20 protein-coding genes are annotated in these 24,003 nt (G+C 73.5%); 8 read left to right on the forward strand and 12 right to left on the reverse strand.

From position 1 onward, the window contains the following. Positions 1–51: 51 nt before the first annotated feature. A complete protein-coding gene (locus KVS67_RS07100) occupies positions 52–924 on the reverse strand; it encodes an IclR family transcriptional regulator C-terminal domain-containing protein (RefSeq protein WP_020624471.1) in 873 nt (290 codons plus the stop codon). Positions 925–1,019: 95 nt separating this feature from the next. Between KVS67_RS07100 and KVS67_RS07105 the strand changes: the two genes are divergently transcribed. The 6 genes from KVS67_RS07105 to KVS67_RS07130 all read left to right on the forward strand — a co-directional run bounded on the left by KVS67_RS07105 (position 1,020) and on the right by KVS67_RS07130 (position 7,145). Then, positions 1,020–2,297 (forward strand): thiolase family protein, encoded by a 1,278-nt coding sequence (locus KVS67_RS07105; RefSeq protein ID WP_020624470.1) that lies wholly within the window; start codon positions 1,020–1,022, stop codon positions 2,295–2,297. Between the two features lie 47 nt (positions 2,298–2,344). Then, on the forward strand, positions 2,345–3,109 hold the full coding sequence (locus KVS67_RS07110) for a 3-oxoacid CoA-transferase subunit A (RefSeq protein ID WP_036339722.1): 765 nt from the start codon (positions 2,345–2,347) through the stop codon (positions 3,107–3,109). An 8-nt stretch (positions 3,110–3,117) separates the two neighbouring features. Continuing rightward, positions 3,118–3,783, forward strand: a complete 666-nt coding sequence (locus KVS67_RS07115; RefSeq protein WP_020624468.1) for a 3-oxoacid CoA-transferase subunit B — start codon at positions 3,118–3,120, stop codon at positions 3,781–3,783. A 436-nt stretch (positions 3,784–4,219) separates the two neighbouring features. Next, the gene (locus KVS67_RS07120) at positions 4,220–5,182 is read left to right on the forward strand and encodes a hypothetical protein (protein WP_217565160.1); all 963 of its coding nucleotides are present in this window, start codon (positions 4,220–4,222) and stop codon (positions 5,180–5,182) included. Beyond that, positions 5,179–6,468 carry a hypothetical protein gene (locus tag KVS67_RS07125; protein ID WP_217565161.1) on the forward strand — a complete coding sequence of 430 codons (1,290 nt, stop codon included), beginning with the start codon at positions 5,179–5,181 and terminating at the stop codon, positions 6,466–6,468. The genes KVS67_RS07120 and KVS67_RS07125 overlap by 4 nt, the downstream gene beginning before the upstream one ends. Further along, a complete protein-coding gene (locus tag KVS67_RS07130; RefSeq protein WP_217565162.1) occupies positions 6,465–7,145 on the forward strand; it encodes an ABC transporter ATP-binding protein in 681 nt (226 codons plus the stop codon). The genes KVS67_RS07125 and KVS67_RS07130 overlap by 4 nt, the downstream gene beginning before the upstream one ends. Before the next feature lie 151 nt (positions 7,146–7,296). On the opposite strand, the gene KVS67_RS07135 is transcribed toward KVS67_RS07130, so the two are convergent. Further along, complete coding sequence (locus tag KVS67_RS07135) at positions 7,297–9,372, reverse strand: LysM peptidoglycan-binding domain-containing protein (RefSeq protein WP_217565163.1); 2,076 nt, start codon at positions 9,370–9,372, stop codon at positions 7,297–7,299. Positions 9,373–9,693: 321 nt separating this feature from the next. Here KVS67_RS07135 and KVS67_RS07140 point away from each other — a divergent pair, with 321 nt between their 5' ends. Both KVS67_RS07140 and KVS67_RS07145 read left to right on the forward strand, forming a co-directional pair. Next, the gene (locus KVS67_RS07140; protein WP_002857882.1) at positions 9,694–10,023 is read left to right on the forward strand and encodes a bifunctional 3-phenylpropionate/cinnamic acid dioxygenase ferredoxin subunit; all 330 of its coding nucleotides are present in this window, start codon (positions 9,694–9,696) and stop codon (positions 10,021–10,023) included. Next, the gene (locus tag KVS67_RS07145; protein WP_217565164.1) at positions 10,020–11,306 is read left to right on the forward strand and encodes an NAD(P)/FAD-dependent oxidoreductase; all 1,287 of its coding nucleotides are present in this window, start codon (positions 10,020–10,022) and stop codon (positions 11,304–11,306) included. The genes KVS67_RS07140 and KVS67_RS07145 overlap by 4 nt, the downstream gene beginning before the upstream one ends. Before the next feature lie 60 nt (positions 11,307–11,366). Here KVS67_RS07145 and KVS67_RS07150 read toward each other — a convergent pair whose 3' ends face one another. The 10 genes from KVS67_RS07150 to KVS67_RS07195 form a co-directional block, all read right to left on the reverse strand. Then, the gene (locus KVS67_RS07150) at positions 11,367–12,863 is read right to left on the reverse strand and encodes a YdiU family protein (protein WP_217565165.1); all 1,497 of its coding nucleotides are present in this window, start codon (positions 12,861–12,863) and stop codon (positions 11,367–11,369) included. A 172-nt stretch (positions 12,864–13,035) separates the two neighbouring features. Continuing rightward, complete coding sequence (locus tag KVS67_RS07155) at positions 13,036–13,986, reverse strand: hypothetical protein (protein ID WP_217565166.1); 951 nt, start codon at positions 13,984–13,986, stop codon at positions 13,036–13,038. 209 nt (positions 13,987–14,195) lie between these two features. Beyond that, the gene (locus KVS67_RS07160) at positions 14,196–15,056 is read right to left on the reverse strand and encodes an HpcH/HpaI aldolase/citrate lyase family protein (protein WP_305799834.1); all 861 of its coding nucleotides are present in this window, start codon (positions 15,054–15,056) and stop codon (positions 14,196–14,198) included. A gap of 128 nt (positions 15,057–15,184) precedes the next feature. Further along, complete coding sequence (locus KVS67_RS07165; RefSeq protein WP_217565167.1) at positions 15,185–15,970, reverse strand: fumarylacetoacetate hydrolase family protein; 786 nt, start codon at positions 15,968–15,970, stop codon at positions 15,185–15,187. Between the two features lie 394 nt (positions 15,971–16,364). After that, positions 16,365–17,531 (reverse strand): 3,4-dihydroxyphenylacetate 2,3-dioxygenase, encoded by a 1,167-nt coding sequence (gene hpaD / locus KVS67_RS07170; RefSeq protein WP_217565168.1) that lies wholly within the window; start codon positions 17,529–17,531, stop codon positions 16,365–16,367. Between the two features lie 270 nt (positions 17,532–17,801). After that, a complete protein-coding gene (gene hpaE / locus KVS67_RS07175; RefSeq protein ID WP_217565169.1) occupies positions 17,802–19,346 on the reverse strand; it encodes a 5-carboxymethyl-2-hydroxymuconate semialdehyde dehydrogenase in 1,545 nt (514 codons plus the stop codon). Between the two features lie 80 nt (positions 19,347–19,426). Further along, positions 19,427–20,128, reverse strand: a complete 702-nt coding sequence (locus tag KVS67_RS07180) for a GntR family transcriptional regulator (protein WP_036339691.1) — start codon at positions 20,126–20,128, stop codon at positions 19,427–19,429. Positions 20,129–20,130: 2 nt separating this feature from the next. Then, entirely contained in the window at positions 20,131–21,729 is a 1,599-nt protein-coding gene (locus KVS67_RS07185; protein ID WP_217565170.1) for a fumarylacetoacetate hydrolase family protein, read from the reverse strand. Between the two features lie 94 nt (positions 21,730–21,823). Beyond that, positions 21,824–23,038, reverse strand: a complete 1,215-nt coding sequence (locus KVS67_RS07190) for a PLP-dependent aminotransferase family protein (protein ID WP_095694999.1) — start codon at positions 23,036–23,038, stop codon at positions 21,824–21,826. A 72-nt stretch (positions 23,039–23,110) separates the two neighbouring features. Further along, entirely contained in the window at positions 23,111–23,938 is an 828-nt protein-coding gene (locus tag KVS67_RS07195) for a hypothetical protein (RefSeq protein WP_217565171.1), read from the reverse strand. Positions 23,939–24,003: the final 65 nt, after the last annotated feature.

Consider the following 24,003-nt stretch of genomic DNA (forward strand, 5'->3'; position numbering starts at 1 on the left):
GCTGGTGCTGGTGCGGATGCGGGTGCGGGGAGTGCTGAAGGGGGTGGGCGCTCAGCGCTGGAGCGCGGCCAGGGCGGCCTCGGCGTCGTCCGCGGCGGCGCGCAGCACCGGCAGGGCCTGCACGACGGCGGCCGCCACCTCCGGCGTGCGCGGCGCCGGCACGCGGGCCCCGGTCCGCAGGGCCGCCCGGCGCGCGCCCGGGTCGCGATGGTCCGGCCCGAGGGACAGCGCCGTGTTGATCGCCACGGCCACTCGCCCCTCGGCGTCGCGCACGGGCACGGCGACGCTGCTCAGATGGGCGTCCAGCTCCGCGGTCACCACGGCGTGGCCCTGCTCCCGCACGCGCGCCAGCTCGGCCATCAGCGCGTCCACGTCCGTGAGGGTGTGCTCCGTGGCGGGGGTGCGCGGGGCGCCTGCGAGCAGGGCACAGGCCTCGTCCTCGGGCAGGTCGGCCAGCAGCACGCGGCCCATGGACGTGGTGAACGCGGGCAGGCGCGTGCCGACGTCGAGGTTCACCCGCAGGATCCGCTCGGTGTGCACACGCGCGATGTACATCAGGTGCGCCCCGTGGAGCACGCCCGCGGAGCAGGACTGGTGCAGGCGCTGCGAGGCCTGGGTGAGGATCGGCCGGAGGATCTCGGAGACGGACCGGCCGGACCAGTAGCCGTGGCCGAGCTCCAGCACGCGCGGGGTCAGCGCGAACCGCCGCCCGTCCTGCACGGCGTAGCCGAGCTCCGTGAGCGTCAGCAGCATGCGCCGCGCCGTGGCCCGGGTGACCCCCGCGGCGGTCGCGGCCTCGCTCACCGAGAGCGTGGGGGTGTCCGGGGTGAACGCGCGCAGCACCGCCAGACCGGACGCCAGGGCGCGCACCACGTCCCCGCCCGACGCGGGACGTGCGCCGGGGGCGTCGACGTCGTCGGTCATGTCCGCCAGCGTAGTCCGCTATGCGCACAGCGCACGCCCGTGCGCGTCACGCACACACCCTTCCCCGCCCGCCGAGGCGGTCCTACGGTGAGGCCATGAGCCTCACCGATGCCTACGTGTTCGACGCCGTCCGCACCCCCTTCGGCAAGGTCGGCGGCGCGCTGTCGGGGGTGCGCCCCGACGACATGGCCGCCCACGTGGTCCGCACCCTCGTGGACCGCGCCCCGGGCCTGGAGGGCCTGCGCGCCGCGTCCGCCCAGGCCGTGGCCGACGCCGCCGCCGGCCGCCCGATCGAGGCCGGCACGGACGCCGCCGCCCCGCAGCGGATCGACGAGGTCGTCTTCGGCAACGCCAACGGCGCGGGCGAGGAGAACCGCAACGTGGCCCGCATGGCCACCCTCCTGGCCGGCCTGCCGCTGTCCATCCCCGGCACCACCGTGAACCGCCTCTGCGGCTCCTCCCTGGACGCGGCGATCATCGCCTCCCGCCAGATCAACACCGGCGAGGCGGACGTGGTCCTCGTGGGCGGCGTGGAGTCGATGTCCCGTGCCCCGTGGGTGCTGCCCAAGACCACCCGCCCGTTCCCCATGCACGACCTGGCGGCGGCGAACACCACGCTCGGCTGGCGCCTGATCAATGACGCGATGCCGCCGGAGTGGACCGTCTCGCTCGGCGAGGCCACGGAGCTGCTGCGCGAGCGCTTCGGCATCTCCCGCGAGCGCCAGGACGAGTTCGCCGCGCGCTCGCACCGCCTTACCGCGCGGGCGTGGGACGAGGGGCGGTATGACTCCCTCGTGGCCGCCGTGCCCGGCACGGACCTGGAGCGGGACGAGACCGTCCGCCCGGACTCCACCCCCGAGACCCTCGCCGGCCTGCGCACCGTGTTCCGCCGGGAGAACGGCACCGTCACGGCGGGCAACGCCTCGCCCATGAACGACGGCGCCTCGGCCGCCCTCCTGGGCTCGTCGACGGGCGCCGATGTGCTCGGCCTGGAGCCCCTGGCCCGCATCGCCGGCCGCGCCACCGCCGCCAACGAGCCCGACTTCTTCGGCTACGCGCCGGTGGAGGCGGTGAACCGGGCCCTGTCCCGCGCCGGGATCGGCTGGAAGGACGTGGCCGCCGTCGAGCTCAACGAGGCCTTCGCCGCCCAGTCCCTGGCCTGCACGGACGCCTGGGGCGTGGACCCGGAGATCGTGAACGCCTGGGGCGGCGCGATCGCGATCGGCCACCCCCTCGGGGCCTCCGGCACCCGCGTGCTCGGCACGCTGGCCCGCCGCCTCGAGGCCTCCGGTGAGCGGTGGGGCGTGGCCGCGCTGTGCATCGGCGTGGGCCAGGGCATCGCCGTCGTCCTCGAGAACGTGGCCGCGCGCTGACGCGTCCGGCCGAGCACCCACCCGACCCCCTCATCCAAGGAGTCCCCATGCTGGAGTTCGTGGACACGGCCGCGCAGGCCGTCTCCCGCATCACCGACGGCGCCACGGTGCTGATCGGCGGGTTCGGCAACGCCGGCCAGCCGATGGAGCTGATCGACGCGCTGCTCGAGTCCGGGGCCACCGGCCTCACGGTGGTCAACAACAACGCGGGCCAGGCGGACGCGGGCCTGGCGCTGCTGATCAAGGAGCGGCGGGTCGCCAAGATCATCTGCTCGTTCCCGCGCCAGTCCGACTCGTGGCATTTCGACGAGGCCTACCGTGCCGGGGAGATCGAGCTGGAGCTCGTCCCGCAGGGCAACCTGGCCGAGCGCCTGCGCGCCGGCGGCGCCGGCATCGGCGGCTTCTTCACGCCCACCGGCTACGGCACGCAGCTGGCCGAGGGCAAGGAGGTCCGCGAGATCGACGGCACGCGCTACGTGCTGGAGGCCCCGATCCGCGGCGATGTCGCGCTCATCAAGGCGTACGCGGCGGACCGCCACGGCAACCTCGTGTACCGCAAGACCGCCCGCAACTTCGGACCCGTCATGGCCGCGGCCGCCGCCACCACGATCGTCCAGGTGGACGAGGTCCGCGAGGAGCCGATCGACCCGGAGCACGTGGTGACCCCCGGCATCTACACGGACACCGTGGTGCGGATCGACACCGAGTCCGGGGAGAAGGAGCGCGCCGAGCGGGCTGCCCTGGCGGAGGGCCGGCCGAAGCCGTGCGCGGCCACGACGACCGCGGCCGAGCCGGCCGCCGAGGGGAAGTGAGGAGAGCGATGAGCATCACCCAGACCGACACCCCGCTGACCCAGGACGAACTGGCCCGTACGATCGCGGCGGACATCGCCCCCGGCTCCTTCGTGAACCTGGGCATCGGCCAGCCCACCACGGTGTCCAACTACCTGGAGGCGGAGAAGAACGTCACCCTGCACACCGAGAACGGCATGCTGGGCTTCGGCCCGCAGGCCGAGGGCGAGCAGATCGATGAAGACCTCATCAACGCCGGCAAGATCCCCGTCACCGAGCTGCCCGGGGCCGCGTACTTCCACCACGCCGACTCGTTCGCCATGATGCGCGGCGGCCACCTGGACGTGTGCGTCCTCGGCGCCTACCAGGTCTCCGCGACCGGCGACCTCGCCAACTGGTCCACGGGCAAGCCCGGGGCGATCCCCGCCGTCGGGGGTGCGATGGACCTGGCGATCGGCGCCAAGGACACCTACGTGATGATGGATCTCTTCACCAAGAAGGGCGATCCGAAGCTGCTGGCCGAGTGCACGTTCCCCCTCACCGGCGTCGGCTGCGTCTCCCGCATCTACGCGGATCGGGGCGTCTTCCTGCTGGACGCCTCCGGGGTCGTGCGGGTCCGCGAGCTGCACGGCATCACGTGGGAGGAGCTGGAGGCGGCGCACCCCGGCGTGCGGTTCGAGAAGCTCGAGGACTGAGCCGCGGCGCCGCAGCCACCGGCCCCACGGGCTCTCGGAGGCCTGCGCCGTCGTCGACTTGTCCTGGGGAGCAACGTCGGTTGACTTATCCCGGGTGCGGCGGCCTACGACCGGTGATAACTCAACCGACGACGGCGGCCGGCAGGCCGTCCCGCGCCGCGATAGACCAGCGGCACGGCACGGGCGAGGCCCCCGAGCGCGGCCGGAATGTGCCGAGGAATCTCCTTGACACCCCACCGGGGGGGATGATGATTACCCTACTCACAGGGGTATGAGAGACATCACAGATGGTCAGGGGGATCTTCTGGGTGTCACACAGCAAGGAGGCCATCATGGCCCTGCTCAGGAAGACTGCCGCGTGGGGAGCCGCTGCGGTCGGTGCTGCGGCGCGGGTGCAGTACGGGGCCTTGTCAGAGCCTCTCGGCGGGAACTGACCGTGACGGGCAGGGGGCTGCGGACGTTCGGGCTGCTCGTCACCCGTGCCGTGCTGCTCGTGGCACTGTGCGGGCTGGCGCTGAGCCTCGTGGGCTCCCTGTCCGTCCACCATCGGCAGTACTTCGGAGCCGCGGAGTGCGGCGACGCGGTGTGGGATGTCGGCATCGGAGGCAGCGGCGAGGTCTGGTCCGCCACGGAGGCCGCCCTGACCGGGCGGAACCTGACCCTGATGGCCAACGGGGCGGACCCCGGCGTGCGCCACCTGGCCGGCCCCGCGGCCCCGTGTCTTGCGGGCGTCGACGTGCCGACCTTGGAATCTCTGCGGGCAGCGCGAGGGTTTCTGGTGCGCGAGGGCAGTGTGCTGGCCGATCGCGCAGCGGGGGAGGGGGAACTGGCGGGCCGGCCTGTGGCCCTCGCCTCATCGGCCCGCTGGCGAGGACTGCCCTCGGACGGGGTGATCCAGCCGACCCCGGCGTTCGACAACGCCGCCGCCTACGTCGGGTTCCTCGTGGGCGACCCCGCCGACCTGGACGGATTCCTGCAGAACCTGCGAACCGCCGGCCTGGAAGTCGACGCGGCGCCGGCACCCACGGCGATGACCGCGTCGCTCGGGACGCCCGTGCTCGGCGTGACCTCGTCGCTGACCGGCCTCACTCTGATGAGCGTCACGGCGTTCTGGGTGCTGACTCTGCGCGCGGGGGAACGTCCCTCTTTGCGGGTGCTGCGCCTGCTCGGGGTCTCCCCGCTCCGGGCCGCCGTGTCTCGGGCTCGCGTGAGCCTGGTGCCGTTCCTCGGCGCTGCGGGGATCTCTGCCGCGCTGTGGCAGGGGATGGTGCTGACCGGTGCGGTCACGGAACCGTCCCCGCTCGTCGCAAGCGGCGTCATCCTGGTCGTGCTGCTGGGCGACGCCGTGCTCGTGGCGGCGACCCATGTGGTCTCTCTCTGGATGCGAGCGCCCCGGTGAGCCTCCGGAGTCTCGGCGTGGCCTGGAGCGACGGGCTGCGCGACACGCTGAGGTTCTGGCCGTTGGTGCTGGTCGCCTTCGTCCACGCGGTCGCCTCGTGCTCGCTCTTGGGACTGTCCTTCCAGCAGGCGAGCGAGGCGCAGGAGATCGATCGGCACCTGCAACGGTGGGAGCAGCTCGGTGCGGCCTCGTTGCGGGGCTACTACCTCGCGGGGCTAGGGGATCTGGAAGGGCGCGGCAACGCCCCGGGCGAACCGCAGCAGGAGCCGCCCGAGCCCGACCTCTCTGCCGGCTCCCAGACCGACTCCGTCGACGACGGTCGACGCACCGCCGCGCTGTTCGCCCTCCTGACGGACCCGCACCGGACGGCGTACACGATGGACCCCTACGGGGACCGATTCGGCGATGACCTCCCCGGCGCCCTGCTGGTGACCGAGGACTTCTTCGCCGGGTCCGGTCTCGACGAGACGCTGTCTCCGACGGGTCAGTCCCCGCATCGCGACGCCGACGGCACGGCCGCTCCCTACGCGGTGCTGGGCAGCGACTCCTCGGCGAAGGATCCGTACGCGCTCACGGCCGGGGGCGTCCTGCCACCGCCGACGCGTGTGCAGTTCCAGGACGCCATGATCCCGGTGACCGGACGGCTGGCGCCGGGCGCCACCGCTCTGGATCCGATGATGGGATCGGTTCCGCTGGACGAAGCCGTCCTGGTGGTCGTCCCGACCTCGATGCTGGCGAGCCTGTACCCGCCAGACGCGTTGGAGGGCCTCCTGCTGCGCACCATCGTCCTGGGCCAGGATGCCGTCCCGGCACTGGATGCGGCAGGACGAGCCCTCGAAACGGACGCTCTGGTGGTCACCGCCGAACCCCTGACTCCGCAGTCCTCCGCGCTGCTGCAGTCCCTGAGCGCCAGCTCCCGCACGCTGCTCGTCCTGTTCGGCGCGGCGGTGCTCGGCGCCGTCGTCTCCCTGTTCGGCGTTCTCGGCGTGCTCGCCCGGGCTCTGGCCCCCACCTGGCGGATCGCCGCGATGGTGGGCGCCGCCCGCTGGCAGGCCGCGGTGCGGATCACCGTTCCCGTGCTCTTCGCATGGGTCCTGCCGGCCGTTGTCGGTCTCACCGCGGGTGCGTCCGCCCTGCCGGGGCCGCCGTCCACCGGCCCGATGTCCGCCGCGCTCATCGCCGTCATGGCGATCGGCGCCGTCGCCACCCTGTCCTCCTGGCGCGCACTCGCGGCGACCTTCGGTCGCCGCCCCCGCCGCCACCGGCCGACCAAGGAGACCGCATGAGCCTCCTCGAAGTCCACGACGTGGACAAGACGTTCCTCTCCGGCGGGGAGGCGGTGCCCGTCCTCCGGGGGGCCTCTCTGCTGGTTCCGGCCGGTGAGATGCAAGCCGTCACCGGGCCTTCCGGGTCCGGGAAATCCACCCTGCTGCGGATCCTCGCGTGCCTGGATTCCCCGGACTCGGGTCGCGTCCTGCTGGGGGGAGAACCCCTCCCGGAGCCGTGGAGCCGGGGCGGGGACCGGTATCGGAACCAGCGGTGCGGCATCGTCCTGCAGGACTTCGCCCTCATGGAGCACGCCACCGCACTGGAGAACGTGATGCTGCCCCTGCGCTACGGCCCGGACCGGGTCCCGCGTGGGGAGCAGCGACGCCGCGCGGGGGAGGCCCTCGAGCGGGTGGGGTTGGGAATGCGCACGGGTCACCGGGCCCGCACGCTGTCCGGCGGGGAGAAGCAGCGGGTGGCCGTCGCCCGCGCTCTCATCAACGAGCCGCCGCTGGTCCTGGCGGACGAACCGACGGGGGCGCTGGATCAGGAGAGGACGCGGGACGTCGTCGACCTGCTGCGCGGAGCCGTGGGGCCTGAGCGGGCCGTGGTGGTCGTGACCCATGACCCGAGGGTGGCGGCCGCCTGCGACCGGCGCTGGCACCTCGTGGACGGGGAGCTGGCACCACAGGACTGAAGCGGCGCGCGCCGTCGTCGACTTCTCGTGGGGAGCAACGCCGGTTGACTTATCCCGGGTGCGGCGGCCTACGACCGGTGACAACTCAACCGACGACGGCGGCCCGCACCTTCACGCGCAGGTGCGGGCCGACGTCGTCCCGGCGGGGCGCTCAGGCGGTGCGCAGCACCATGCCCGGGTGGAGCATGGTCGAGACCGTCATGCCGTTGAGGCGTTGCAGGCGCTCCATGGAGACGCCCGTGCGCTGGGAGATGAGCCACCAGCCGTCGTTCGCCTGGACCACGTACGTGGCGGGCGAGGGCGCCGGGGCGGAGGCGGTCTGGCCAGTCCGCAGCACCATCCCCGGGTGCAGCACGGTGGTCGCGGTCATGCCGTTGAGGCGATGGAGGGTCTCCATCGTCACGCCGGTGCGGTGGGCGATGATCCACCAGCCGTCGCCCTCGCGGACCGTGTACGTGCCCGGGGCAGGGGCCGGGGTCGGGGCAGGCGCGGGCGGGGAGGCCGGCGCCGTGGCGGCCGTGATGAGCACCATCCCCGGGTGCAGGACGGTCGACGCCGTCATGCCGTTGAGCCGCTGGAGCTCCGCGGCGCACACGCCGGTCCGTCGGGCGATGACCCACCAGCCGTCGTCCGGCTGCACCGTGTAGGTGCCGGTGGTGATCGGGGTGGGCTCCGGGGCGGTCGGGTCGGCGACGGTGCGCAGCACCATGCCCGGGTGGAGCACGGTCGACTCGGTCATGCCGTTGAGCTCCTGGAGGGTGGCCGCGGGCACGCCGGTGCGGCGGGCGATGGTCCACCAGCCGTCGTTCGGCTGCACCGTGTACGTGCCGGCGGTCGACGGCGCGGTCGTCGGGGCCGGCGTCGGAGCCGGGGTGGTCGGTGCCGGCGGCTGGCCGGCCGCCGTCGCGATGGCCTCGGCGCGGTCCCGCAGGTCGTCGAAGCGGGCCATCAGGTGCTGCCCCGGGCACGCGGTCGCGGACGTGGCCCGGTGCGGGAAGATCGTGTCCACGGTGACGGGCGTGCCCGCGGCGTACTTCGTGCTGCCGCCCGAGGTCAGGGTGACCCGGCCCCGCGCGTGGATGCCGTCGCGGTACAGGTAGTAGGCGGTGGCGCGGGCCATCGCGTCCACGACCTCCTCGGACGGGGCGACGACGTCGTGGTCGCCCATCGTGGAGACGCCCATCGTGCCCCGGTTGAACCCGCCCGCGTGCGTGCCCAGCGGGTTCGAGTCCAGGGCGCCGCGGCGGCCCTCGTAGATGTTGCCGAAGCGGTCCGTGATCAGGTGGTACGGGAAGTCGCCCCAGTCGAGGGTCTTCGTGTAATACGCGTAGATGCCGCGCATCTGCTCCACGGCCTGGGCGCGCGTGTAGTCGTTCGTGCCGGCCGTGTGGTGGATGGTCAGCGCGCGCACCTGGTCGAACTGCGGGGAGGGCTCGGCCCAGGACTCGTCCGCGCCCCACTGCGCGCGGGTGATCACGTCCGGGAGGATCTTCGCGCGCGCGTCCGAGGCCGTGGCCACGGTGCGGGCCTCGGCGGGCTCCTCGCCCCCGACGACGGCGCTCGACTTCACGCCCCGGGGCAGGCCGGCGGTCTCGGCGGCCTGCTCGGCGGCCACCGCCGGGTGCGCGCTCGCGACGGTCTCGTCCGTGGCGGCCGTGCCCGGGTCGATGAGGGACAGCTCGAGGCCGGCCGGGGCTGCGCCGTCGACGGTGGTCACGCGCAGCTGGGCGCCGTCCGCGCCGAACGCGACGAACGGGTCCGTGCCGGTGCGCGCGGGGGCGGCGTCCTCAGGCAGGACGGGCCGCTCCAGGACCTGCCACGGGCCCCAGGCCCCGTCCTGACGCACGCGGATCTCCACGCGCTCGACGGCGTCGTCCGCCGCGGCGTCCCACACGGCGGCGGCCACCGTGAACGGGCGGTCCACCACGGGCTCGCCGAGCACGACGCCGGCCGGAGCCTCCTCGGCCGGGACGAGGTTCTCGCCCTCCTGCGGGACGGTCGCGACGCCGGCGCCCTCGACGGGAGCGGCCGACGCGGGGGTCGTGGCCGTCCCGGCGGTCGTGGCACGGGCGGCGTCGTCGAGCGGGCGCGCGTCGGGGGCGCCCTCCGTGGTCGCGGACGGCTGCTGCGGGAGCAGGCCGCCGACGAGGACGGAGAGCGCGGCGACCGCGACGGCGGGCGCGAGCGGGCGGGGGGACGCGGCGGAACCCGGCAGGAGAATCTTCATGCGGATGCCTTCGGAAGGTGGAGTGCCCGAGGAATGACAGGCGCGGGCCGTGTCGCTTTCCCGGGTCGGTGACGTGGTGCGGGCGGGATGACGGCCGGAGAGCCGTCGTGATCGTAGCGTGATCGACCATTCCCGGGAGCATTTCTCGGAGGCTTGTCGGGTCATTTCACGCCCCGGTGATGTCCGGTTCATCCATTCACAGGTGGGCGCGGTGTGGCACCGGGGCGGAGCACAGCGAAGGGGTGTCGGGTCCGCGCCGGGAGATACGGTGACGGGAGACCACCACGGGCCGCCCGGCCCGGGAACCAGAGGAGGCAGACCATGGCGGAGCCGATCCACATCGGCGCGGCGGCGGACGTCCCGGAGGGCGAGGCGATCGTCGTCCCGGCGGCGACGGCGGGGACGAGGGACGACGTCGCGGTGTTCCACACGGACGCGGGCGAGTTCCACGCGATCGACGACACGTGCACCCACGAGGACGCCTCGCTGGCCGAGGGCTGGCTCGAGGATGACCGGGTGGAGTGCCCGCTGCACGCCGCGCAGTTCTGCCTGCGCACCGGCGAGGCGCTCTGCCTGCCCGCCACCAAGGGCGTCGGCGTGCACCGCGTCGAGGAGCGCGAGGGCCAGCTCTACCTCGTCCCCGGCGCATGAGCCACGACGTCGAGGCCCCGGCGGGCGTGCCCGGCTCGGTCGCGGTGGTGGGCGGCGGCGTCGCGGGCTTCGCCGTGGTCCGCGAGCTGCGGCGTCGCGGTTTCGCGGGCGGGATCGCACTCGTGGACCCGCAGGGCGTGCCCTATGACCGGCCGCCCCTGAGCAAGGAGTTCCTGACCGGCGACGCGGACGCGCACCGCCTGCTGCTCGCCCCGCCGGCATGGTTCGCCGAGCACGGGGTGGAGCTGGTGGAGGACGAGGCGGTCCGGGTGGTGCCGGGCGGCGTCCACCCCGACGGCGGCCCCGCGCCCCACCGGGTGGAGACGGCCTCCGGGCGGGTCCTGGACGCGGACGCGGTCGTGCTCGCCACGGGCGGGCGACCCCGGGCCCTCGACGTCGCCGGCGCCGACCACCCGGACCTGATCACCCTGCGCACCCGCGCCGACGCCGAGGCCCTGCGCGACCGCCTGACGTTCGGGGCCGAGGTGGCGGTCGTGGGCGGCGGCTTCACGGGGGCGGAGGTCGCGGCCGCGGCGCGCCGCTCGCTCGCCGCGGTGACGCTCGTGACCGGGACGGACGCCCCGGCTCGCGCGGCGGTCGGGCCGGCGCTGGCCGCCCGCCTGCACCGGATGCACGCCGAGCACGGGGTCGCTGTCGAGGTCGGCCGGGCGGCCTGGATCGAGCACCGGGACGCCGACGGCGGCGCCGCGCTGCCGGCCGCCCACCGGCTCCACCTCCACGACGGGCGGACCGTGGACGCCGACGTCGTGGTGCTGGCCGGGGGCACCGTGCCGGACACCGCGCTCGCCGAGGACGCCGGTCTGGAGGTGGCCGACGGCGTGCTCACGGACGCGATGGGCCGCACGACCGTGCCCGGGATCCTGGCCGTGGGTGACGCCGCGCGCGCCCGGGAGTCCGCGTGGGCCCCGTCCCGGCACTGGGAGCCGGCCCTGCGTTCCGGCGCGGCCGCCGCGGCGGCGATCCTGGGGGAGGAGGCGGACGCCCCGGGCGCCCCGTGGTTCTGGTCCGACCGGTACGACGCCCACGTGGAGGCCGTGGGGGACATGACGGTGCCGGCCGGTGGGCGGATCGTGGACCGCGAGGTGCGCGGGACGGTGGTGGCGAGCTTCGCCCTGGCCGCGGACGGGACCCTGCGCGGGGCCGCGTCGATCGACGACCCCATGACCGTCAAGGCCGCCCGGCGCATCATCGACCGGGGGATCGTGGTGGACGCCGCGCTCGCGGACCCGGCCGTGCCGGTGAAGTCGCTGGCGCGGGGGTGAGGGCGTCCGTTTCGTCAACGAAAGCGGCCTGGAGGGCGTCCGTTTCGTCAACGAAAGTGGTCAGGTGCCGCAGTAGGTGACGAACGGGGCCCCGTCCTCCGGCCACGGCTCCGCGTACCGCTCGAACCCGGGGCGCGGGGTGAAGGGATCCGTGACGGCCTCGAGCAGCCGGTGGACGGCGGTGAGGTCCCCGTCCTCCGCGGCCGTCAGGGCCTCGTCGAGCAGGTGGTTCCGTGGGATGTAGACGGGGTTCACCGCGCGCATCCGGGCCGGATCGGGACCCATCGCCCGCCAGTCCGCGAGCCAGGCGGCGAGCCCCGCGGGGTCCGGGGCGCCGGGGACGAGTCGTGCCGCCTCGGTGCGGGCCGCGTCGTCGTCCACGGGCGCCGCCGTGTGCTCGGCCAGCCGCACCCAGAACGAGGTCCAGTCGGCCCGCGCCGCGGCCAGCCACGGGAACAGGCGGTCGGTGAGCGCGGCGACGTCGTCCTCCGCCACGGACGCCGGGAGACCGAGCTTGTCCTGCAGTCCGCCCCGCCACGCCGCGAGATGGGCGCCGTGGAACCTGCCCAGCGCCTCCTGGGCGAGTGCGACGGCGCGGTCGGGGTCGTCGTCGAGCACGGGCACGAGGGCCTCGCCGAGCCGGGCGAGGTTCCACGCCGCGATGGGCCCCTGATTCCCGTACGCGTACCGGCCCTGGGTGTCGATCGAGGAGAAGCTCGCGGCCGGGTCGAAGGCGTCGATGAACGCGCAGGGGCCGTAGTCGATGGTCTCGCCGGACAGGGTCATGTTGTCCGTGTTCATCACACCGTGCACGAAGCCGACGAGCATCCAGCGGGAGACGAGCGCGGCCTGCGCGGCGATCACCGCCTCGTAGAGCGCGAGCGCGGGGTGCTCGGCGTCGGTGGCGTGCGGGTGGTGGCGGGCGATGGCCTCGTCGACGATCCGGCGCAGCACCTCCGTGGGGTGCGCCTGCTCGGGGAGGGCCGCGGCGTACTGGGCCGTGCCGACGCGCAGGTGCGACGCGGCCGTCCGGGCCAGCACCGCACCCGGCAGCACGGTCTCGCGGCGGACCGGGTGGCCCGTGCCGACGACGGCCAGCGCCCGCGTGGTCGGCACGCCGAGGGCGTGCATCGCCTCGGAGACCACGTACTCGCGGAGCATGGGGCCGAGCACGGCCTGCCCGTCGGCGTTGCCGCGCGCGAAGGGCGTGCGACCGGAGCCCTTGAGATGCAGGTCGTGGAGCCGACCGTCCGGAGCCGTGAGCTCGCCGAGGAGGAGGGCGCGCCCGTCACCCAGGCGGGGAGAGTAGTGGCCGAACTGGTGGCCCGCGTACGCCTGCGCGACCGGCCGCGCGCCCGGGCCGGGCTGCTCGCCGGTGAGGAAGGAGACGCCGTCGTCGGTGGCGAGCCACTCGGCGTCGAGGCCGAGCTCCGCCGCGAGGCCGGCGTTGAGCAGGACGAGCTGCGGGCCGTCCGTGGCCTGGGCCTGCCAGGGCAGGGCGAGCTCGGGGAAGGTGTCGGCGAAATGCGAGCTCAGGGCGGGAACGGACGTGGTCATGGGGCCACGCTACGTGGGGGAGCACGGGTGTTCACGGGCCGACTCCCACCGGGCCCGTCCTTTCGAGGCGGGAAATCGACCCCACGGGCGTGGACCAGAGCGCTTTGACCTGGATTTCCCGCCTCGAAACGGGGGGCCGTGGCGGACTGCGGTGACCGTGGATCTCACCGGGTCACCCACCGAACTCGGCCGCCCGGCGCCGCACGCGCACGACGACGTCCGCGTAGTCGTCCCGGGCGTCGGCCCACATGACCTTGATCGACAGCCAGTCGTGGTCGGCGCACCAGCGGTCGCGCAGCACGTCTCGGGCCTGCTGCTCGGCGGTGCGGTGGTGCTCGCCGTCGTATTGCAACGCGAGGCGCCACGGCCGATACCCGAGGTCGACCGTCGGAGCGCGGCGGTCTGACGAGTCCAGCCGATACTGCACCTCGGGCTCCGGTAGCCCGGCGTCCACGAGCGCCAGCCGCAGACGCGTCTCGCGCGGCGAATCCGCCCCCACGCGCATCCTCGCCAGCGCCGCCCGGGCCAGTCCTCGCCCCCGGAAACGTCCCCGTTCGGCCAGGGAACCGATGAGCTCCTCCGTGGTGTAGGCGGGAGCCCCGCGTCCGCCGCCGGGCAGCCACGGCGGGCAGAGCAGGGCGTCACCGGCGACGACGACGTCCCGCTCCGTGAGCGCCGCCCGTGCCGCGCACAGGTCCCACAGGGTGCGGGCCGGCGTCGTCACGAGCACGCCGCCCCACGTCATCCGCTGTCCCTCCGGCACCTCGATGCGGTGCGGCACCAGACCCGCCTGGACCGGCCGGCCACCCGAGGTGCCGACGCTGACGTGCACCTCCCCAGGGGCCAGCAGCCGTTCGGGCACGGTCAAACCGTGCAGGCGGGCGGCGGTCTCGTGGCTGACGACGACGTCGGGATGGCGCCGCTGGTACGCGCGGACCTCATCCAGCGTCCACTCACGCACGGAGACCGCCGCAGGGCCGGCCGGCCCGTAGATGCCGTGGCGCAGCCGACGCAGGTCTGAGGACTGCAGTCGGGACCACGTCACGCCCGCCCGGCGCGCGTCGTCGACCGTGAAGGCGGCGGGGTCGATCGACGGCGGCAGCGGGGCGGGACGACGGGGCATGCGGTGAGCGTGCCCCGTCGCTCCACGTCCCGAGACGGACGAGCGGGGGTCTGGGGATGCACGAGGGGGTCCGGTGCGGTTGTGCAGGAGGCGGCGACGTCCCCCGAAGCGCCGGCCCCGAGCCATTCGAGGCGGGAAATCCACGTCATGGGCCAGGATCGGACGTCCATGGGGTGGATTTCGCGCCCCGAAGTGAGGGGATGGCCAGGTCAGTACGACGCGCGGGGCGCGCCCTCCCCGTCGGTCGCGGCGTCGCTCGGGGCCGGGCACCAGCGGTCGGCGAGGGCCTCGGCGGCGCGGGCCAGCAGGGCGACGTCGGCGCCCACGTTGACGTAGTCCGCGCCGGCGACGGCGTAGGCGTCGGCCTGCGCGGGCACGAACGCGTTGACGCCCACGATCTTCCCGGCGGCCTTGACCTTGGCGATGACCTCCTCGACCGCGGCCACCACCTCCGGGTGCGACTGCTGGCCGAGCAGACCCAGGGACGCGGAGAGGTCCGAGGGGCCGATGAAGACGCCGTCGATCCCGTCCACCGCCGCGATCTCTTCCGCGTTGCGCACGCCTGCGGCCGTCTCGATCTGCACGATCACGGAGACGTGGTCCGCCGCGCCGGGCAGGTAGCCGGGGATCCGGTTCCAGCGGCCCGAGCGTGCCAGGGCGGAGCCCACGCCGCGCACCCCGCCCTCGGCGGAGCCGTCCGGGTAGCGGGCGGCGGCCACGGCGCGGCGGGCCATCGCGGCGTCGTCGACCATGGGCACCAGCAGCGTCTGGGCGCCCAGGTCCAGGAACTGCTTGATGGCCACGGTGTCCAGCGCCGGCACACGCACCAGGGTGGGCACGCGGTAGCCGGCGATCACGCGCAGCTGGGCGAGGACGTCCTGCAGGGTCAGCGGGGCGTGCTCGGCGTCGATGAGCAGGTAGTCGAGGCCCGCGCCGGCGCAGATCTCCGCCGTCGTCGGGTCCCCGGAGGAGAGGAACATGCCGGCGGCGGGGCGGCCCCCACGGGCGGCGACGGCCTCGGGTGTGAAGAGGTCGCGGAACAGCGGCTGCGGGTTGTGGCGGACGGGCATGGGATGTTCCTCCGGGGTTCTCCGCGCCCTCCACCCGACGCGGGTTGAGTTGTCGCGGGTGGAGCGGGGTCGTACTGGTGATAGGTCAACCCGCGTTGCGGGCGGGCGGGGCGACGACGACGGGCGGGTCAGGCGAAGCGGCAGGTGATGGTGCCGAGCGGGCCGTAGTCGGCGTAGACGGTGTCGCCCTGGTACACCCACATCGGGCGGGTGAAGGAGCCGGCGAGCACGATCTCACCGGCTTCGAGCGCGTCTCCGTGCCCGGCGATGCGGTTGGCCAGCCAGTGCACGCCGTTGGCCGGGTGGTTCAGCACGCCCGCGGCCACGCCGGTCTCGATGATCTCCTCGTTGCGGGAGAGGATGCCGGAGACCCAGCGCAGGTCCACGTCGTGCACGCCCACGGGGCGGCCGCCGATCACCAGGGAGCCCAGCGCCGCGTTGTCCGAGATGGTGTCCGTGATGGTGCGGCCGGCCATCTCGATGCGCGAGTCCAGCACCTCGAGCGCGGGCACCACGTACTCGGTGGCGCGCAGCACGTCCATCAGGTTCAGGCCGGGCCCGCGCAGCTCGTCCCGCAGCACGAACGCCAGCTCCATCTCGATGCGCGGATGGGTGTACTTCTTCCACTCGTACACGTGGCCGGACTCGAACACCTGGTCGTCGAAGATCACGCCGTAGTCCGGCTCGTCGATCCCGGTCGCGTCCTGCATGGCCTTGGAGGTCAGGCCGATCTTGTGGCCCACCTTGCGGCGGCCCGCCTCGGCCTGGCGCTCGGCCCAGATGCGCTGGACGGCGTACGAGTCCTCGATCTCCATCTCCGGGTAGCGCGCGGTCAGCCGCGGCACGGGCACGCGGTCGATGCCCGCGCGGTGCAGCTCGTCGGCGATCTTGACGTGGGTCTCGTGGTTCAGCACAGCGGTCTCCTTCACGACGACGGGCAGGGGCCTGGCCTTGATCGTATACGATTACGCGGCTCGGCCCCCGGCCCTGTCGCCATCCTGTCACCGCCCCGGATCAGTCCGGGGCGCGCGTCCCGATGCCCAGCCCGGGCTGGCGGCGGTGCACCGTGAGGCAGGCCAGCCCCCCGACGCCCGTCTGCGAGGCGGGACACCCCTGCTCCCCACGCTTTGAGGCGGGAAATCGAGCTCAAACTGGCCCTCCCGGCTCGAATGAGATGGATTTTCCGCCTCGAACGGCGTGGGGCGGGGAGACGCGGAGGATGGCAGGGAGGGCGGACGCCGACGGCGGGCACCTGCGTTGGGTGCCCGCCGTCGTCGTGGTGTCCCGAAGCGGCGCCCGGCAGTGCCGTCAGAGCTGGTTGCCGAGCTTGTACTCGCCCTGCTTCCACTCCGGCATGGACTCCTCGCCCTGCCCCTCCCGGGTGTAGGAGAAGCCGTCGGCGCCGATGGTCACGGCCATCTCCGAGTCGTCGGTGCGGGAAACCAGCGGCTGCAGGTTGCCGTCGAGGTCCAGCACGCGGGAGGCATCGGTGTACCAGGACGGCACGACCGGGGTGCCCCACCAGTCGCGGCGCTGGTTGTCGTGCACGTCCCAGGTGACCACGGGGTTGTCCGGGTCGCCGGTGTAGTAGTCCTGGGTGTAGACCTCCACGCGGTGGCCGTCGGGGTCGCGCAGGTAGAGGTAGAACGCGTTGGAGACGCCGTGGCGACCCGGGCCGCGCTCGATGTGGTCGGACATGCGCAGGGCGCCGAGCTTGTCGCAGATCGCCAGGATGTTGTGCTTCTCGTGCGTGGCGAAGCACACGTGGTGCATCCGCGGGCCGTCGCCGCCGGTCATGGCGGTGTCGTGCACGGTGGGCTTGCGGCGCATCCACGCGGCGTAGACGGTGCCGTTCTCGTCCTGGATGTCCTCGGTGACGCGGAAGCCCAGGTCCTGCATGTAGCGGGCGGCACGCGGCACATCCGGGGTCACCTGGTTGAAGTGGTCCAGGCGGACCAGTGCGCCCGGGGTGTAGAGGTCATAGCGCCAGGCCAGGCGCTCCACGTGCTCGACGTCGTGGAAGAACTCGTAGGGGAAGCCCAGCGGATCCTCGACGCGCACGGAGTCGCCGACGCCCTTGACGAAGCCATCCTTCCGGCGCTCGACACGGCAGTCCAGCTCCTCGTAGAAGGCGACCGCCTTGTCCAGGTCCTCGGGGGTGCGCACGCGGTAGGAGAACGCGGCCACGGCGGCGGTCTCGCCCTGGCGCAGCACCAGGTTGTGGTGGATGAACTCCTCCATGGAGCGCAGGTAGACGGTCTCCTCGTCCTCCTCGGTGACCACGAGGCCGAGCACGTCCACGTAGAACTCGCGGGACTGGGCGAGGTCCGTGACCACGAGCTCCATCGAGGCGCAGCGCAGGATGTCCGGCGCCTCGGACGTCGGGGTGGGGAGGGGGTTCTCCGGGTCGATGGGGGCTTCCTTCGTGACGAAGAAGCCGGAGGAGGTCTTCTGGCGGCTCTCGAGGTTGGTCATCGGTGCTCCTTGGTGATGGCGGTGCGCTGTGGCCTGGGACACGTTCACTGGCTCGATCGTATACGATCCGCGCGGCCGACGGGAAGGCCGTCGAGGAACGCGGGTTGAGTTGTCGCGGGTCCGGGGCGCCCGCACCCGCGACAACTCAACCCGCGTCAGGTGGGCCGGGTGGGCCGGGGGAGAGACCCGGCGCGGCCCCACCACGACGACGGCGCCCGCACCGTCGCGGGGACGGTGCGGGCGCCGTCGTGGTCGCCGGTCAGCGCGGGGTCAGCCGTCGATCTTCGCCGCGGCCTGCTCCTGCTTGCCGAACACCGGGTTGTGGACCTCGCCGAGGTTGATGTGCACGGCCTGTTGATCGGTGTAGAAGTCGATCGAGCGGTAACCGCCCTCGTGGCCCAGGCCGGAGGCCTTCACCCCGCCGAACGGGGTGCGCAGGTCCCGCACGTTGTTGGAGTTCAGCCACACCATGCCGGCCTCCACGTTCTGCGCGACGTTGTGGGCGCGCTTGAGGTCGTTGGTCCAGATGTAGGCGGCCAGGCCGTACTTGGTGTTGTTGGCCAGCTGCAGGGCCTCCTCCTCCGTGTCGAAGGGGGTGATGGCCACCACCGGGCCGAAGATCTCCTCCTGGAAGATCCGGGCGTCCGGGGCCACGTCCGCGAACACGGTGGGCTGCACGAAGTTGCCCTCGGGGAAGCCCTCCGGGCGGCCGCCGCCGGCCACCAGGCGGGCCTCGGTCTTGCCGATCTCCACGTAGGACATGACCTTCTCGAAGTGCTCCGGGTGCACGATGGCGCCGACCTCGGTGGTCTCGTCGTCCGGCAGGCCGACCTTCACGCGGGAGGCCTGGGCGGCGTAGCGCTCCACGAACTCGTCGTAGACGGAGCGCTGGACCAGGATGCGGGAGCCGGCGGTGCAGCGCTCGCCGTTCAGGGAGAACACGCCGAAGATGGTCGCGTCGATCGCGGCGTCCAGGTCCGCGTCCTCGAACACCACGGCCGGGGACTTGCCGCCGAGCTCCATGGACAGGCCCTTCAGGTGCGGGGCGGCGTTGGCGAAGATGATCTGGCCGGTGCGGGACTCGCCGGTGAAGGAGATCAGCGGCACGTCCGGGTGCTTCACGAGCGGGTCGCCCGCGTAGCCCTCCTCGCCGAAGCCGTGCACCATGTTGAACACGCCCTTCGGCAGGCCGGCCTCCTCGAAGATCCCGCCCCACAGGGAGGCCGAGAGCGGGGTGAACTCGGCGGGCTTGAGCACCACCGAGTTGCCGGTGGCGATGGCCGGGGCCAGCTTCCAGGACTCCAGCATGAACGGGGTGTTCCACGGGGTGATCAGGCCGGCGACGCCGATCGGCTTGCGGTTCACGTAGTTGATCTGGCGGCCCGGCACCTTGAAGGTGTCGTCGTGCTGGGCCACGATCAGGTCCGCGAAGAAGCGGAAGTTCTCGGCGGCGCGCGCGGCCTGGCCCCTCGCCTGCTTGATCGGCAGGCCGGTGTCGAAGCACTCCATGGCGGCCAGCTGGTCGCCGCGGGTCTCCATGATGTCCGCGATCCTGTGCAGCACGCGGGAGCGCTGGCGCGGCAGGGCCTGGGACCATTCGCCGGACTCGAAGGCCCGCTTCGCGGCGGCGACGGCGCGGTCGATGTCCGCGGCCTTGCCGGAGGCGGCCGTCAGGTACGGCTCGTTGGTCACCGGGTCGAGCACCTCGAAGGTGTCGCCGTCGATCGAGTCGACGAACTCGCCGTCGATGTAGTGGCGCAGGACGTCGGGCAGGCCCTCGGGCTTGCGGGCCTCGATGCTGGTCTTCTCCGTCATGGTGTCTCTTTCGCTGAGTGCTTCGGGGGCGGATGGTCGGGGTCTGGCGCCGACGACGTCGGCGCCGGTCCGGCCGGCGGTCACGCGGACGGCTCGGCGCCGTGCTCCAGGTAGGCGCGCAGGGTGTTCAGGCGGTGGGCGCGGGCGGCGGCCTCGATCTCCTCGAAGCGCGCCCCGTCCTCGATCAGGCGCAGCAGGTGCTCGTGCTCGTCCACGGAGGCCACCGCCCGGCCGGGCACGTACGCGAACGTGGAGGAGCGCAGCGCGGCCAGGCGGTTCCAGCCGCGGTGCACCAGGTCGTGCACGTGCTCGTTCTGGTGATGCTCGAACAGGATCGAGTGGAAGCGGCGGTTGAGCTCGGTGAACGTCACCGGGTCCCAGGCCGTCTCCGACTCCGTCATCGCGCGCATGGTCGCGTTCACCTCGCGGGCCGCCGCGAGGTCCTCGGCGGTCACGTGCGGGGCGCACTGGGCGGTGGAGAACCCCTCCACCAGCGCCAGCGTCTCCATGGTGTGGCGGTACTCGACCGGGTCGATGCCCACCACGGTGGCGCCCACGTTGCGCTCGTAGGCCACCAGCTTCTCGGACTGCAGGCGGCGGATCGCCTCCCGCACGGGCACCACGGACATGCCCAGCTCCGCGGCGATCTGGGACAGCACCAGCCGGTCGCCCGGCTCGTGGCGCTGGTCCCGGATCCCCTCGAGGATCGCCTGGTAGGCGCGGTCCGCCTTGGAGACGGGGGCGCCTGCGAGGCCGACCGTTCCGATGTCCGTGCGGCGCATGCTCAGGCGTCGCCCTCCGGGGCCGGGGCGTCCGGCAGGGTCTTGCGGTACTCGGCGAACTTGGCCTTCCACTCGGCGTTCGGGGGGAACATCCCGTCCACCGGGTAGCCGGCCTTGACCTGCTCGTACGCCCAGGCGTCCTGGAGCTCCTGCTCGTAGGCGTCGTCCACAACCTCCTGGAGCAGGGACGGCGGGATGACCACCACACCGTCGTCGTCGCCGACGATGATGTCGCCGGGCTGCACGGTGGTGCCGCCGCAGGCGATGGTGCCGCCGACCTCCCACGGGATGTGACGGCGGCCCAGCACCGCCGGGTGCGTGGCGCCGGCGTACACCTGGAGGCCGACCTCGGCGACGGCGGCGGAGTCGCGGATGCCGCCGTCCGTGATCACGGCGTTCGCGCCGTTCACCTGGGCGCGCAGGGCCAGGACGTCCCCGAGGGTGCCGGTGCCGTGCTCGCCACGGGCCTCCATGACCACCACGTCGTCCGGCTGCACCGAGTCGATCGCCCGCTTCTGGGCGTTGAAGCCGCCGCCGAACTCCTTGGCCAGGTCCTCGCGCTTGGGGATGTAGCGCAGGGTCTTGGCGTAGCCGAGGACGCGCCGACCCCGGTGGATCGGGCGCGGGCCGTCGATGGTCGCGTTCTGGACGCCGCGCTTCTGCAGCTGGGCGGTGAGGGTGGCCACCGCGATGGCGTCGATCTTGGCGCGCAGCTCGGGGGTCAGCAGGGAGCGGTCCGGCTGCGGGGCGCTCGCGACCCAGTGGCCGTTCTCGTCCACCGCGGACGACGACGGCGCCGCGGCCTGCGGGGCCAGGCCGGCGGCCTCGCGGGAGCCCCAGGCCTCCTCGCGCTGCACGTCGTCCACCTGCGGCTGCGCGCCGAACGGGGCCAGGGAGTGCTCCGAGTCGACGACCGTCGTCACCAGGCGGCCGGTGGTCGGTGCGCCGGGGGCGCTGGGGGCGTCCACCTCCACCTCGACGACGTCGCCCGGCTGGGCCACGGAGGACCCGGCGGGGGTGCCGGTGAGGATGACGTCGCCCTCCTCGAGCGTCATGAGCTGCGAGAGGTCGGCCACGAGCTGGCCGAACGGGAAGACGAGGCCCTCGGTGGTGTCGTCCTGGACGATCTCGCCGTTGACCCAGGTGCGCACGCGCAGGGCGGCCGGGTCCAGGCCCGCGGCGGAGATCACCGCGGGGCCGAGCGGGGTGTAGCCGTCGCCGGACTTGTTCTTGACGTTGGAGCCCTTGTCCGCGTGGCGGAGGTCGTAGAGGCCCCAGTCGTTGGCGGCGGTGATGCCGGAGACGTGCGACCAGCCCTCCTTCGGGCTGACGCGCCGGGCGGTGCGGCCGATGATCAGCGCGATCTCGCCCTCGTAGGCGAGCAGCTCGGTGCCGGCGGGGCGCTCGATGGTGTCGCCGGTGCGGGCGAGGGAGGTGCCGGCCTTGAGGAAGTAGCCGGGGGCCTGCGGGGACTGGCCGCGCTGGGCGATGCGGGAGGGGTAGTTCAGGTGGACGGCGAGCACCTTGCCCGGCCGGTTCTCCCGGACGGTGAAGTCGTGCTCGGTGACGGTGGGCGTGGGGTCCGGTGTGCTCTGCGTCATGGTCGAGATCGTATACGATCTCGCGGGCCCGGGGAAGAGGTCGCACGTCCGGCAGACGCGCCGGGCCGACGTCGTCGTGGGCGCCCGCCGCGGCTCAGCGGGCCCGGGCGATCGACTCGTTCACCACCGGGGCCAGGCGCCGCACGCCCTCCACGAGCTTCTCGGCCGCCACGAACGAGTACGCCAGGCGCAGGGTGGAGTGCGTGCCCTCGACGGGGGTGAAGGCCGCCCCCGGCACGAACACCGCGCCCGCCTCGATGCCGCGGTGCATCACCTCGAGGGTGTCCACCCCGGCGGGCAGGGTGGCCCACAGGAAGAAGCCGCCCTGCGGGGTGATGAACTCGACCCCCGGGTCCCAGTGCTCACGCACCGCGTCCACGAGCGCCGCGGCCCGCTCGCGGTACAGCCCGGTCACGTGGCGGACGTGGCCCTGCCAGTCCAGCTGCGTGACGAAGGCGGTGGAGAGCATCTGCGAGTACGTGGACGCGTGGATGTAGGCCGACTCCGCGCACAGGTAGAACTCGCGCTTGAGCGCGGCCGGCACGAGCGCCCAGCCGATGCGCACGCCCGGGGAGAAGATCTTGGACATCGTGCCGAGGTGGACCACGTTGTCCCGGTGGTCGGCGGCGATCGGGGCGACGGGCTCGCCGTCGAACGCGATCTGCCCGTACGGGTTGTCCTCCACGATGAGCACGCCGTGCTTCTCGCAGATCGCGCCCACCTCGGCGCGGCGGCCCGGGGGCAGCAGGGCGCCCGAGGGGTTCGCGAACGAGGGGATCGTGTAGAGGAAGGCCACGCGGCGGCCCTCGGCGGCCAGGCGGGTCAGGGTCTCGTCGAGGGCCGCGGGCACCAGGCCGTGGTCGTCGGTGCCCGTGGCCACGGCCTCGAGCTGCCAGGTGGTGAAGGTGGTCAACGCGCCCACGAATGTGGGGTCCTCCACCACGACGACGTCGCCCGGGTTCGCGAACGCCCGGCAGGCGGTGTCGATCGCGGCCTGCGAGCCGGGGGTGATGACCACGAGGTCGGGATCCGCGTCCGGGATGCCGTCGGCGGCCATCACGGCGGTCGCGGCGGCACGCATCGCCTCGGTGCCCTGGCCCGGGCCGTACTGCAGGGACTCCGTGCCGAACCGGGTCATCAGGTCGGAGGCGATCCGGCCCAGCTCGTCGAGGGGCAGGTCGGCGAGCCACGGGTTCCCGCCCGCGAGCGAGACGAGGTTCGGGTCCATCGCGATGTCGAAGACGTCGCGGACCGCGGACTGCTTCACGCCGACGGCGCGCTGGGACAGGTGATCTCGGAGGTTCCGCACGCTCGGCACCCTATAGCACGGCGCGGCCGTGCCCGAAGGTCCGATGACGGGCGACGACGGCGGGTCGCGCGGTCAGGGGGCGCTCGGCTCCTGGGCGGGGGACCACGTGCCCTGGGTCGGCTCGGCGGGACCCCACGACGACTCCTCGTCCGGCGCCCAGGTGTCGTCCGAGGGCTCGGCCGGCGCCCAGGTGTCGTCCGAGGGCTCGGCCGGAGCCCACGTGTCCTCCGGCGACTCGCCCTCCGGCGCCCACGTCTGCCCGCCGGATCCGTCGCTCGGCTCCCCACTCGGCGTGGGGTCCCCCTGCGGGACGTCCACGGACTCGCCGAGGCGGAGCGGTTCGAGCCCCAACACGTCGTCGAGGTCCCGGCCGTCCACCTCGAGCCGGACCTGTCCCGCTGACGTGAAGGCGGCGGCGGTCGCCTGCAGCTGGGCGCGGATCCGCTCGGCCGTGCAGTCGTCCTCCGGCGTCACGGTGCCGGTGAAGGTGAAGATCTCCACGTCGCCCGCGCGGCGGTGCCCGGTCGGGGTGAGGGTCTCGCGCGCGTCGAACACGGCGTTCCACAGCGACGGGTCGCCGTGCCAGCCGCGCTCGTCCGCGAACAGGAAGTCCAGGGCGGCGTCCGCCTCGTCCTCGGTGTCCGTCGGCACGGTCTGCACGGGCACCAGCAGGTCGCCGCAGCCGAAGGGCCGGCCGCTCGTCCCCGGGACCGCCTCCGCCTCGGCGACGGCGAGGTAGACCGTCAGCGGCTGATACCCCTCCGTCGCGGGCAGGGGCACGCCGTCGTCGGACGCCGAGTCCTCGGCCAGGTCGGGGGCGACCGCGCAGCCGGCCAGCAGGCACGCGGCCGCCACGGCACCCGTGAGCCGCAGGGCGCGGGAAGGGGGGGTCGGGCGCATCGGGTACTCCTGGCGGTCGGGGGTCGGCGGCGTCGGACGGACCGACGGCCTCTCCATGCTACGGC

This window comes from Micrococcus sp. GbtcB5, assembly GCF_019091605.1.
Classification (GTDB): Bacteria; Actinomycetota; Actinomycetes; order Actinomycetales; family Micrococcaceae; genus Micrococcus; species Micrococcus luteus.

Coding starts and splice junctions, on each gene's coding strand:
- KVS67_RS07155 (WP_217565166.1), bottom strand. CDS start 13,986: ATGCCCCGTCGTCCCGCCCCGCTGCCGCCGTCGATCGACCCCGCCGCC.
- KVS67_RS07140 (WP_002857882.1), top strand. CDS start 9,694: ATGGCGGAGCCGATCCACATCGGCGCGGCGGCGGACGTCCCGGAGGGC.
- KVS67_RS07185 (WP_217565170.1), bottom strand. CDS start 21,729: ATGACGCAGAGCACACCGGACCCCACGCCCACCGTCACCGAGCACGAC.
- KVS67_RS07150 (WP_217565165.1), bottom strand. CDS start 12,863: ATGACCACGTCCGTTCCCGCCCTGAGCTCGCATTTCGCCGACACCTTC.
- KVS67_RS07105 (WP_020624470.1), top strand. CDS start 1,020: ATGAGCCTCACCGATGCCTACGTGTTCGACGCCGTCCGCACCCCCTTC.
- KVS67_RS07195 (WP_217565171.1), bottom strand. CDS start 23,938: ATGCGCCCGACCCCCCCTTCCCGCGCCCTGCGGCTCACGGGTGCCGTG.
- KVS67_RS07110 (WP_036339722.1), top strand. CDS start 2,345: ATGCTGGAGTTCGTGGACACGGCCGCGCAGGCCGTCTCCCGCATCACC.
- KVS67_RS07130 (WP_217565162.1), top strand. CDS start 6,465: ATGAGCCTCCTCGAAGTCCACGACGTGGACAAGACGTTCCTCTCCGGC.
- KVS67_RS07180 (WP_036339691.1), bottom strand. CDS start 20,128: ATGCGCCGCACGGACATCGGAACGGTCGGCCTCGCAGGCGCCCCCGTC.
- hpaD (WP_217565168.1), bottom strand. CDS start 17,531: ATGACCAACCTCGAGAGCCGCCAGAAGACCTCCTCCGGCTTCTTCGTC.
- KVS67_RS07160 (WP_305799834.1), bottom strand. CDS start 15,056: ATGCCCGTCCGCCACAACCCGCAGCCGCTGTTCCGCGACCTCTTCACA.
- hpaE (WP_217565169.1), bottom strand. CDS start 19,346: ATGACGGAGAAGACCAGCATCGAGGCCCGCAAGCCCGAGGGCCTGCCC.
- KVS67_RS07100 (WP_020624471.1), bottom strand. CDS start 924: ATGACCGACGACGTCGACGCCCCCGGCGCACGTCCCGCGTCGGGCGGG.
- KVS67_RS07135 (WP_217565163.1), bottom strand. CDS start 9,372: ATGAAGATTCTCCTGCCGGGTTCCGCCGCGTCCCCCCGCCCGCTCGCG.
- KVS67_RS07145 (WP_217565164.1), top strand. CDS start 10,020: ATGAGCCACGACGTCGAGGCCCCGGCGGGCGTGCCCGGCTCGGTCGCG.
- KVS67_RS07115 (WP_020624468.1), top strand. CDS start 3,118: ATGAGCATCACCCAGACCGACACCCCGCTGACCCAGGACGAACTGGCC.